Below are 11780 nucleotides of genomic sequence, written 5' to 3'. Positions count from 1 at the left end.
TTTGAAAGAAGTACGGATGAAGTACGGAAGAAGGAGAAACAAGCTATGATGTTCAGAACAATTGGTGTCATTGGCGGAGGGACGATGGGGCAGGGCATTTCCGAAATGCTGGCCGCGCGAGGTCTTGATGTCATACTTGCTGAGAAAACAACAGAAAAGCTAGACCGCGCTTTTGAGCTAATAACGGTCAGTTTAGATAAGCAAATTGAGCGTTGGGCTTTGACGGAAGCAGAGAAGAAGTCCATCCTTTCGAAAATCAAACGAGCCAACTCGATTCAGGACATGGCTTCCTGCGAGCTCGTGATTGAAACGATTTCAGAAGATTTGAATGCGAAAAAGCATGTCTTTTTCCAACTCAATCAAATATGCTCGCCTCAAATCATACTAGCTACGAATACTTCTACGTTAAGTGTTACGGAGATTGCAGCAATTACAACGCATCCTGAGCGTGTCATTGGCTTGCATTTTCTACATCCGGTAGCCAAAGTGAATCTTGTTGAAATCGTACGGGCGATGAAAACGTCGGACGAGACTTATAATCTTACACGTCAGTTTGTGGACGACGTACTCACCAAAAAGAGTATTAAAGTGAATGAATCGCCAGGATATATTACGACGAGATTGATCTGTACGCTCATTAATGAGGCATTGCACACCTTATCCGAAGGTGTCGCTTCCGCTGAAGATATCGATCAAGCGATGCGTATCGGCTATGATTTCAAGCATGGTCCACTGGAGATGTGTGACCGGTTCGGGCTAGATGCTGTATTGGCTGCGCTAGAGGGGATGTTCCGTGAATACGGCGATATCAAATACCGTCCTTCCTATTTGCTGAAACAAATGGTACGTGCCGGTCATCTTGGTGCTAAGACGGGAGAAGGTTTCTTCCGTTACGACAAGGACGGTGACCGACTATGAATATTCTGGTCATCAATGCTGGCAGTTCATCCGTGAAATATCAACTGTATGATATGGAAAATGCAACTGTACTGGCAAAGGGGAGAGTAGAACGCATTGGGATGGATACCGCTATCCTGATGCACGAACCAGCGGGCAAACCCGAATTTCACAAGGTGGATGAAATTCTAGAGCATACAACGGCCATCCGCAGAGTCCTTGATGTGCTTGTCCATCCGGAGCATGGCGTGTTGACAGCCATCTCACAGATTGATGCTGTTGGCCACCGTGTCGTCCACGGAGGTGAATCTTTCAAGAGCTCCGTCCTCGTCACGGACGAGGTGAAGAAGGAGATTCGGCGTCTCTTCGATTTGGCGCCGTTGCACAATCCGGCGCATATGCTGGGCATCTCGGCGGTGGATGCGAACATGCCTGGCGTGCCGCAGGCCGTCGTCTTCGACACCGCCTTCCATCAGACGATGCCGGCGAAGGCCTACCTGTATCCGGTGCCGATGGCGCTCTACCGGAAGCATAAGGTGCGCCGCTATGGTTTCCACGGTACGTCGCACAAGTACGTGAGCGAGCGTGCCGCTGCCTTCCTAGGACGCCCGCTAGATCAGTTGAAGCTCATTACCTGTCACATTGGTAATGGCGCTTCCTGCGCCGCTGTATGGGGCGGCCAGTCGGTTGACACGAGCATGGGAATGACCCCGCTCGAAGGTCTGATGATGGGCACGCGCAGCGGCGATCTGGATCCGGCCATCGTGCCCTATGTGATGGGCAAGGAGGATTTGACGATCGGCGAGGTCAGCTCCATGCTGAATAAGCATAGCGGCCTGCAGGCGATCTCAGGGATCTCCAGCGACATGCGCGAGATCGTGGAAGCTGTGGAAGCGGGCGATAAGAACGCTACCTTGGCTTTTGAGATGTATGCGTATCGGCTGCGCAAATACATCGGGGCTTACGCCGCGGCGATGAATGGCGTCGATGCGATTGTGTTTACCGCAGGCGTAGGCGAGAATTCCGCGCCGCTACGTAAAGCGGTATGCGAGGGCTTGAGCTTCCTTGGGGTTGATTTTGATGAGGAAGCGAACCTGCTTGGTAGAGGTATAGAAAAGCGAATAACCAAGCGTGGTTCAAAGGTTGAAGCACTTGTTATTCCAACAAATGAAGAATGGGTTATCGCACAGGATACTTACAGTCTCGTGCAATCGCAATCCGACTGATTCTTTCGTGGAAATCGGGAAATAGTGTACAATAGTAGTGATCTTCAGTTCTAGGGAGGAAGGATATCCAAATGAAAAGTACAATAGGTGAAGTGAAACATCATGTCGGCGAGTCAGTTACCATTGGCTGTTGGCTTAACAAGAAACGCTCAAGTGGTAAAATTCAGTTTTTGCAGCTTCGTGACGGTTCGGGATATATACAAGGTGTTGTTGTTAAAAGTGAAGTGAGTGAAGAGGTGTGGGAAGCAGCTTCTAAGCTAACTCAAGAGAGCTCCTTATACATAACGGGAAAAGTAAAAGAAGACACACGCTCCAAAGGCGGTTTCGAGCTCGACGTGACTGGCGTAGAAATCATTCAAGTCACCGAAGAGTATCCGATTACACCGAAGGAGCACGGTGTTGATTTCCTAATGGACAATCGTCACCTGTGGATTCGGAGCCCGCGTCAGCGTGCGGTTCTTGTGATTCGCGCAGAAATTATCAAAGCGGTTCAAGCGTTCTTCAATGACAGAGGGTTTCATTTGGTGGATCCGCCAATTTTGACACCATCCTCTTGCGAAGGCACGACGAACTTGTTCCACACGAAATATTTCGATGAAGATGCTTTCTTGACGCAAAGCGGACAGTTATACATGGAAGCAGCTGCGATGGCACTAGGCCGCGTATATTCCTTCGGTCCTACCTTCCGTGCGGAGAAATCCAAAACACGTAGACATCTCATCGAGTTCTGGATGATTGAGCCAGAGATGGCGTTCGTGGATCATGTAGAAAACTTGGAGGTACAAGAGCAATTCGTATCGCATATCGTACAAACGGTGCTGCAGAACTGCCAAGCGGAGCTTGAAACGTTGGAGCGAGATACATCCAAGCTAGAGAAAATTAAAGGCAGCTTCCCACGAATCACATACGATGAGGCTGTTGACTATCTGCAAAAAAATGGACATGAATTCGCTTGGGGAGAAGATTTTGGAGCTCCGCATGAGACAGCGATTGCAGCTCAGTACGAAACACCGGTATTTATCACTCACTGGCCAACGGAGATTAAGGCTTTCTATATGAAACCAGATCCAAGTCGTCCGGAAGTCGTACTGTGTGCCGATATGATCGCGCCAGAGGGCTATGGTGAAATTATTGGGGGAAGTCAACGGATTGATGACCCTGAATTAATGGAGCAGCGCTTCAAGGAGCACGAGCTTTCGCAAGAGGCGTATCAATGGTATTTGGATCTTCGCAAATATGGAACTGTACCGCATTCCGGTTTCGGTTTAGGCTTAGAGCGCACGGTTGCCTGGATTTGCGGTTTGGATCATGTGCGTGAAACCATTCCATTCCCACGTTTGTTATACCGTCTATACCCTTAAGTAGTGGCATTGTCCATGGGGAGAAAGGGGAAAGACGTATGAGTACGCAATCGAATATACAGATGAAGGTCGAAGCGATCCTGATGAATAGCTTTCTGGAGGGGAGTGTCGCGGTACCGAGTCTATTACTCAAGCATTATCGTGCACTACTTTTGAGTGAAGTTGACGTCATGACACTGATTCATTTCATTTCCTTTGTTGAAAAGGATAGGAACACATTCCCGACACTGGATGAAATCCAGGAGCGAATGTCGGCTTCACCAGATGTCGTTATTGCCAGTGTGCAGAAGTTGATTCGTGAGCAGTTTATCGCAATCGATGAGGATACGCACGAAACAACGGGCTTTCGCAGCGAGCAGTATAACCTGACGCCGCTCTACAAGAAATTAGCGAAACGTGTGGCGGAGCAGCAGCTGAAAGAGTTAGCGGAGTTGGCGGCCACTACGCAAGCGCCTAGCGATGATCGAGTGAAGAACATTTATACAACCATCGAAAATGAATTCGCTAGACCGCTAACGCCAATGGAGCTGGAAACGATCAGCAATTGGCTGGACAAAGATATGTATAAAGAAGAGCTGATCATGACCGCTTTGAAAGAAGCTGTGTTTGCCGGGAAAGTCCATTTCCGGTATATTGATCGGATTTTGCTGGATTGGAGTCGCAATCGCGTCTCGACAGTCGATCAGGCCAAAGAGTATTCGCAGCGGTTTAGGCAGTCACGATAATAAAGGAAATCGCACATTTTTCTCTCCGGAAGGAGAGAAAATGGGCGTTTTTTTGCTACTTCTCTGTGTATTTGCCAACGCGGGCGAATCCTGGATGCGCGTTGTGTCGCCGACGCATAGCGCAAACCCCCTGCCGCCGGCCCCGCGACTCCCCCCCCAGTATGAGAATTGTGTAATTAGGAACGTAATGTGGTGTTATGAGTGTTATGTGAGTAATTGGAGCGTATTACGATAAAGAGAAGAAATTGGGGGGAAGTGGCGTAATGTATCAAGTCCTCTAGCCTGTCAAAAATGCAAAAGAGCATTTTTCGAATGGTTTCCTTCCTCCTTTATTGGAAATTGATGCAAATAGGCATCAAATGGGAGTAATTTCAGGAAATTTTCCTGAAAAACCTTAAAAAGGTTGCCTATTCGCACGCATTTCCTAATTTCGATCATAAATTAGTAGAAAAGGTTGTCTTTTTGCATTTTTGAGAAAGGGAAGAGGAGAGGTGAGAAGTGAGAAGTGAGAAGTGAGAGTGAGAGTGAGAGTGTGAGTGAAAGTGAAAGTGAAAGTGAGTGAGTGTGTGAAATAGTGCGATCAATCTATAACTATGCGCTGCCTCACAGCCTCCCGAAGTACCCTGCCTACCAGCACTCAGCCAGTGCATACATGCTCACAAACCGCATAGCTACGACTACCCTGCCGCTAACCCACGTTGTCTCCACGCCTATAACCACCCGCTACCCCAAGTCCCCAGCTTCCCGCCTACGCCAGCGAGAGCTCATCTGCCGAAATACCACCCGATTACCTAGCCTGACAATATTGCCTCCGACCCCCAAACCATGATTCTCACCATAAAGATACGGAACGAGAGGCTGCTAGTTGTATGAAAATAGCCAATAAAAAAAGTTGCGGAACGAGGTTCCTATATTTCGCAGCAAACGCAGTATATGCGCTGAAATTACGAAATAGAGGACTGACGTTCCACAACTTTAAGTAAAAGGTAAATTTAAGTGAAATAGCGTAACCACGTTCCGTAACTGCAGGCTAAAGTGTCCGCGGCTACACGTGGATTAGATTACTTCTTTAGCACATGCAAGCGGTACACATATTCGAATAAGAATTCGAACGCTTCGAGGTGACGCTTCGCTTCAAAGGGATTCGCTCCCCAAGCGTAGATCCCGTGTTTACGGAGCACAATCCCTGGAATACGTGGTACGATCGCACCTTCAACAAGCTCAGCAATACGCGGAATTTCCGCATAATTTGGCAGAATCGGGATCTCGATCTGTGCTTCCTCATCCCAAATGTTGAATGCTTTGATCAACTCAACGCCATCAACTGGAATGCTCCCACGTTCTCCGTACAGCTCGGAAGCTAAGTTGTTAAAGATTGTATGCACGTGAAAAATGGCGCCAGCACCTGTTAAGCGGTAAATCTCACTATGGATCAAGGTTTCAGCTGATGGCTTAAGGCTTGTAGCTTCCGTCGGCAAACCTTTCTCATTGACGAGAAGGAAATCCTCAGGAGTTTGGACGGATTTATCTCTACCGCTAGACGTGATAGCGAAGGTGAAAGCATTCGGTTCAAAGCCGCCAACACGAACAGATAAGTTGCCGCTTGTCGCAGGAAACCATCCACGCGCCGCTAGATTTGCTTTGATGTCTCGTAATTCAGCGAAAGCACGCTGTTTTTCTTCAAGTAAAATACTCATTTGACGGGTTCAGCCTCCAATTGCTTAATGATATCGAAGAACGTTTCGAAGGGGTGGTACGCATAGCCAAGTTGATCGCAACGCTCGATGAGGTGAGATCTGGCAAAAATCGTATCCACTAACTTAGCACCTTCAAAATCGGTGATGCTGTCTCCGATAATAATCCGCTCATACCGCTCAGGATTGTAGGAACGAATGATACTTGTTTTGCACATCCCGCAGTCGGTTTGACAATGTGCATCACACGGGTTCGGCCACAGGATCTCGATGGTTTCCCCTTCGAAAGAGCTGGCATTGCAATAAATATGATCTTCAGGAATCGCAAACGTACGAAGCAGTGGATAAATAAAGAAATCAATCCCTCCGCTTGTGATCAAAAGGGTAATCCCTTGCTCCTTGCAGTAGGAGACAAATTCTTCAAAACCATCACGGATAGTCGCATTGTTGATCGCATAGTCCACAATCTCCGATTTACGTGATGTAGGTAGAAGAGCAAACATGGCCCCCACACCTTCACGAATCGATATTTGCTGCGTCACAATCTGCTCGACGATGCCTTCCCAACCTTCAGGATTGAAGTGCTTCATAATCGCTACGATGTTATCGTTAACGGTAATCGTACCGTCAAAGTCACAAAAGATAATGCGTTCCTTGCTCATTCTCTAATCCCCCATGTGTCAATAGCTGATTGTAGCTCTGGATGTGTTAGGGCGTACTCGCGTAATGTTGTGCCTTGTAAAGTCGCATCAATCGCTTGGCGGAAAGCTTGTCCTCCAGCGATAGTGCCCATTGGGTGACCGTGGATACCGCCTCCGGCGTTCACAATAACATCCCCTCCGAAATCACGCAAAATGAGTGGAACTAGACCAGGATGGATACCCGCAGAAGGAACAGGGAAGCTTGGTGCTAATTTTAATTCTAGATCAGATGGCGCCTGATATGTGTAATCTTTACGTAAATCCTGCGTTAGCAGCACGTGCTTAATGGCTAAATTCTCTTCCTTCGGCATTACAACGGAGCCATAGGGGGAAGGGAATAACACCAAATCAGCACCAGCAAGACGCATTAATTTGCCTAGTAAGACAGAAGGCGAGATGCCGTAGTGCGGTGACGGATAGGTAGCTCCAGCCAAGGCAGGATGTGCCATGATCGGAATGTTAATATCCGGATCTGAGCTTAACTCATGTAGAACATCGAAGCCGTATGCCAACACATTGAAAAGCAAAGCATTAGCGCCAGCTGCGATGGCTTTCTTGGCTTGTGAAGCAAGTTTGGAGGTTGATCCAGTCAAATTAACCGCATAGAGCAGCTTTTGACCCGTTTCCTTGGTGGCTTGTTCAGCTGCTTCAAGACAAATCGCAATGCGTTTCTCCATCGGTGTTAACGGATTTTCAAATAAAATCTCGTCATCCTTGATAAGATCGACGCCACCAGCCGCTTGTAAGTAAAACTGCTCACGCAGTGCTGGCAATTCATACCCGACAACGGATTTGAAGATGCTCATTAGCAGTGGGCGATCATGCACGCCTAGAAGATTACGAACGCCTTGCATGCCAAATTTCGGTCCAGGGAATCCTGCAAGGAAATCAGAAGAGAAGGCAAGGTCGATCAGCTTGATTTTGCCATCCATAGAAAGCTTACCGAAAACAGTCACTAACAGCGCGGGAATATCTCGGCTATAGTTCACATCGGGATAGGCGATGGTAATATCCGCATAGCGTCCGGAAATAGGTTCACCAGCCCCAGGCTCATGGACTTCAACGGAAACGACTTTACCCAAATGCTTCTCCATAGAAGCTTTCTGAGCCTCAGGCAGTTCCGTCCAGCTGCCAACGGTAAGACCAACAGCGATGCTTGTTGCTTTTTTATGAAAATCGGCTTTCTCATCGAAACTCCGATACGTTGCTAAACAATATGAACTCATGACGAACTTTCACCTGCTTTACTAGAATCACTTCACTTAGGTTCCACTTGTTTCACAGAAACGGATTAAACTGTTTTTCCAACAGTGCTGGTAGCGGCAATTTGTTCGCCCATTTCCTTCGTACGAGCGGCGCAATGCAACACAGCTTGATGGATAGCTTCATCGAACTGATGGCGATCCAATGCTTGAATAGCAGCATGCGTAGCTCCGTTAGGAGACGTTACTTTACGGCGTAATTCCGCAGGATGTTCCTTCGTAGTTTGAACCATGTGCGCGGCGCCGAGTACTGTTTGAAGCGTTAATTGATTCGCATCTTCTTCGGTTAGACCGCCTTCGATCCCCGCTTTAATCATCGCTTCCATGAGGTAGTACACATATGCAGGACCACTTCCGGATATACCAGTAAGGATTTCAAGCTTATCTTCTTCTACAATCGTAACAGTCCCAACCGCTTCAAACATTTGGATGGCAAGCTGCTTGAATGTATCATTAACCTTAGTCGAGAAGCTCATTCCTGTTGCGCCTAATCCGATGGTGGAGGAAGTATTTGGCATCGTACGAACGATGGGCAAGTTGGATTGCAGAAGTCTTTCCGTTTTTTCGATGGAAAGGCCTGCAATTACCGAAATTAACAGCTGACGCTCGCTCAAAAGCGGCCCAAGCTCTGCAAAAGAAGATTCCACATCTTTAGGCTTCATACAGAGAACAACAACGTCGGCTTCTTGAATAATTGTGTTTTTCGTCGCTTGATCTGAAGTGGCTTGAACGCCATATTCCGAGCATAAAAATGCCAAGCGATCCTGATTGGAGCGATTCATCATATAAACGTTTTGCGGATTCGCAACTTTCGTCTGAATAAGTCCGCGGACGATGGCTTCAGCCATGGAGCCTGCGCCCACAAAAGCAATTTTAACTTGCGATAACATGATTGACATCCGTTGTTCCTCCTCTAAGGTTTATTCGCGTATTTGTCCGCTTCCGTAGACGCGGTATTTGGTTGAAGTTAGCGCAGGCAGCCCCATAGGACCACGTGCATGAAGCTTTTGCGTGGAAATGCCGATCTCAGCTCCGAATCCGAACTCAAACCCATCGGTGAAACGGGTAGAAGCGTTATGATAAACCGCAGCAGCATCCACTTCTTGCAGGAATTTTTCAGCATTAGCAGCATCTTCTGTCACAATACACTCGGAGTGCATCGTACCGTAGTTACGAATGTGAGCTAGCGCCTCATCTAAATCCTTAACAACTTTGATGGATAAAATATAATCCCCGTACTCCGTACCCCAATCGGACTGTTCAGCAACCAGCATACTTGGTACCAAAGCTCTTGAACGCTCGTCACCCCGCAGCTCAACATGAACACCTTGGAAGGCATCGGCAATCGCAGCTAAATGCTTCTCTGCAATGGCTTCGTGTACAAGCAAAGTCTCCATACTATTACAAACAGAAGGACGTTGCGCCTTCGCATTAATCCCGATTCGAATCGCCATATCTAGCTGTGCACTTTGATCTATAAAAGTATGACACACCCCTGCACCTGTTTCAATGACTGGGACGGACGCGTTATTGACAACATTTTGAATAAGTGAGTGTCCACCACGTGGAATTAGCACGTCAATGAGGCCATTCAGCTTCAACATTTCATCGACGGAGCTGCGATCAGCGCTTAGGATTAATTGCAGGGCATCCGCTGGCAAGTCAGAACGTTCTAAGGCTGTATGCAGTACCTCCACAATTTTCTCATTTGAAAATAGGGCTGAAGATCCGCCACGGAGCACAACCGCGTTGCCTGTTTTGAGACAAAGACCTGCCGCATCAACCGTGACATTCGGTCTAGCTTCATAAATAATGCCGATAACGCCGAGTGGTACACGGATTTTGCGAATGCGCAGACCATTAGGGCGATCAAATGATTCAAGCGTATCTCCGATTGGGTCAGGAAGCTCAGCGATTTGACGAAGACCTTCGGCCATTGCCGCAATGCGCGTTTCGTTTAACGCCAATCGGTCAAGCAGAGAAGCGCTAGTGCCTAGTTCTTTGCCACGCTGCAAATCCTTGCTGTTAGCTTCAATGATCGCTTGTTGCTCCGTAATTAAGGCGTCTGCCATCAGCAGCAAGGCTGCATTCTTTTGCTCCGTTGTGAGATTGCTCATTGCTTGGGCAGCTTGCTTAGCAAGCTTAGATTTTGTAATAACTTCACTCATGGGTAGACCTCCTAGTTAAATAAGGATTGGCAATGCGTTAACAATTGTTCCACGTTCAGTTCATAGACATCGCCTTGACGGCGTTCTTTGCATTCGATAATTCGCTCGTTCGTTTTCTTACCAACGGTTAATCGTAAAGGGAAGCCGAGTAAATCAGCATCGTTGAATTTCACGCCAGGGCGTTCCTCACGATCATCCCACAGGACCGAATAGCCTGCGCTAGTTAAGGCGTGATAGATTTCCTCGGATAATGCCAATTGGGCTTCATCCTTCATTTGAACAGTTAACAGATGAATGGAATAAGGAGCAATGGCATTTGGCCAAATGATGCCTCGCTCATCCTGGTGCTGTTCGATTACAGCAGCTAGTACACGAGAGACGCCGATTCCATAACAGCCCATGATCATTGGCTCAGAGACGCCATTTTCATCGCTAAACGAAGCGCCTAAGGATTCACTATATTTGGTGCCGAGCTTAAAGACGTGACCAACTTCAATACCTTTGGCAAAAGCGAGTTCATGACCACAATGAATACAGCTTTCTCCTTGGCCCACATTGCGAACGTCAACATAGGTTAATGCACCAAGATCACGTTGAACATCTACGTGCTGAAGATGATAGTCCGCTTCATTGGCGCCAACAACCGCGTTGTTTAAGCCTCGAATCGATGTGTCTGCAAGTAATTTGACGGTTGAGAGACCAACCGGCCCAATAAACCCGGCTATCGAACCAAGCACTTTGATTTCAGCTTCGGTTAGCATCGTGATTTCATCTACACCGAGAACTTGCTTTAGCTTGATCTCATTTATTTCGAGATCTCCACGGATGAGCATGATCACAGGCGCTCCGTCCGCTTGGACGGCAACGGATTTGATAATTTGTTGCGGTGCAATGGTAAGGAATTGGCTTAATTGTTTGATGCTCGTTATGCCCGGTGTGTGTATTTTCGTTGGTTGTGCATGTGGCACGTCAGTAGATGAAGCACCTTCGTTGGTAATTACGCCAGAGGCTTTCTCCAAATTAGCCGCATACTGACAGGAAGGACAATGGACAATCGTATCCTCACCAACATCCGCTAAGGCCATGAATTCATGCGTATCCGTACCTCCAATCGCGCCGGAATCGGCTTCAACTGCTCGGAATTGCAAACCGCATCGTGTGAAAATATTAACATAAGCGTCAAACATCGCTTGATAGCTGGCATCTAGACCGCTTGCTGAGCGATCAAAAGAGTACGCATCTTTCATAAGAAACTCACGACCACGCAATAGGCCGAATCGTGGTCTGCGCTCATCGCGATATTTCGTTTGGATCTGATATAACGTGACAGGTAACTTTTTATAAGAATGAATCTCATCTTTAACGAGTGTTGTAATGACTTCTTCATGTGTAGCGCCTAAAGCAAACTCACGGCCATTGCGGTCTTCAAGTCGCATTAATTCAGGACCGTAGACATCCCAACGACCTGATGCTTTCCATAATTCGGCAGGATGGAGGGCAGGCATGAGCATTTCTTGTGCACCAGCGCGGTCCATTTCTTCACGCACGATCGTTTGAATATGTTGAAGGGCCTTAAGACCCAAGGGTAAATAGGAATAAATACCGCTGGATAACTGGCGAATGAGTCCTGCTCGCAGCATAAGACGGTGACTGGCTGCCTCGGCATCTCCCGGTACATCTCGTAAAGTTGGGTTAAGTAATCGTTGTTGTCTCATGTGTAGGGAAGATCCTCGCTTTCTATAGGTG

Annotated in this window: 10 protein-coding genes; 4 read left to right on the top strand and 6 right to left on the bottom strand. The window is 47.6% G+C overall.

Features of this window, described 5'->3' with window-relative positions:
* Positions 1-45: 45 nt before the first annotated feature.
* The 4 genes from ACSQ8O_RS29375 (at position 46) to ACSQ8O_RS29360 (ending at position 4209) form a co-directional block, all read left to right on the top strand.
* A complete protein-coding gene (locus ACSQ8O_RS29375) occupies positions 46-918 on the top strand; it encodes a 3-hydroxyacyl-CoA dehydrogenase family protein (RefSeq protein ID WP_171628782.1) in 873 nt (290 codons plus the stop codon).
* On the top strand, positions 915-2123 hold the full coding sequence (locus ACSQ8O_RS29370; protein WP_436244568.1) for an acetate kinase: 1209 nt from the start codon (positions 915-917) through the stop codon (positions 2121-2123). Before ACSQ8O_RS29375 ends, ACSQ8O_RS29370 begins: the two co-directional genes overlap by 4 nt.
* A gap of 65 nt (positions 2124-2188) precedes the next feature.
* Entirely contained in the window at positions 2189-3484 is a 1296-nt protein-coding gene (gene asnS, locus ACSQ8O_RS29365; protein ID WP_200962441.1) for an asparagine--tRNA ligase, read from the top strand.
* A gap of 38 nt (positions 3485-3522) precedes the next feature.
* Positions 3523-4209 (top strand): DnaD domain-containing protein, encoded by a 687-nt coding sequence (locus ACSQ8O_RS29360; RefSeq protein ID WP_436244567.1) that lies wholly within the window; start codon positions 3523-3525, stop codon positions 4207-4209.
* 1061 nt (positions 4210-5270) lie between these two features.
* On the opposite strand, the gene mtnB is transcribed toward ACSQ8O_RS29360, so the two are convergent.
* From mtnB to ACSQ8O_RS29330, 6 genes are all read right to left on the bottom strand, one after another.
* Complete coding sequence (gene mtnB, locus ACSQ8O_RS29355) at positions 5271-5906, bottom strand: methylthioribulose 1-phosphate dehydratase (protein WP_436244566.1); 636 nt, start codon at positions 5904-5906, stop codon at positions 5271-5273.
* Complete coding sequence (locus tag ACSQ8O_RS29350; protein WP_056614213.1) at positions 5903-6565, bottom strand: 2-hydroxy-3-keto-5-methylthiopentenyl-1-phosphate phosphatase; 663 nt, start codon at positions 6563-6565, stop codon at positions 5903-5905. The genes mtnB and ACSQ8O_RS29350 overlap by 4 nt, the downstream gene beginning before the upstream one ends.
* Positions 6562-7830 (bottom strand): 2,3-diketo-5-methylthiopentyl-1-phosphate enolase, encoded by a 1269-nt coding sequence (locus tag ACSQ8O_RS29345; RefSeq protein ID WP_436244565.1) that lies wholly within the window; start codon positions 7828-7830, stop codon positions 6562-6564. The genes ACSQ8O_RS29350 and ACSQ8O_RS29345 overlap by 4 nt, the downstream gene beginning before the upstream one ends.
* Positions 7831-7895: 65 nt before the next feature.
* A complete protein-coding gene (gene proC, locus ACSQ8O_RS29340) occupies positions 7896-8765 on the bottom strand; it encodes a pyrroline-5-carboxylate reductase (protein WP_436244564.1) in 870 nt (289 codons plus the stop codon).
* A gap of 21 nt (positions 8766-8786) precedes the next feature.
* Positions 8787-10034: a glutamate-5-semialdehyde dehydrogenase gene (locus tag ACSQ8O_RS29335; protein WP_436244563.1), complete on the bottom strand. Its 1248-nt coding sequence runs from the start codon at positions 10032-10034 to the stop codon at positions 8787-8789.
* An 11-nt stretch (positions 10035-10045) separates the two neighbouring features.
* Entirely contained in the window at positions 10046-11749 is a 1704-nt protein-coding gene (locus tag ACSQ8O_RS29330; protein ID WP_436244562.1) for a proline--tRNA ligase, read from the bottom strand.
* Positions 11750-11780 lie beyond the last annotated feature (31 nt).

Source organism: Paenibacillus sp. LjRoot56, from assembly GCF_964253335.1.
GTDB lineage: Bacteria > Bacillota > Bacilli > Paenibacillales > NBRC-103111 > Paenibacillus_E > Paenibacillus_E allorhizoplanae.
Note: the sequence above shows the minus strand (reverse complement) of the source record. Positions and strands in the feature narration are given on the sequence as shown.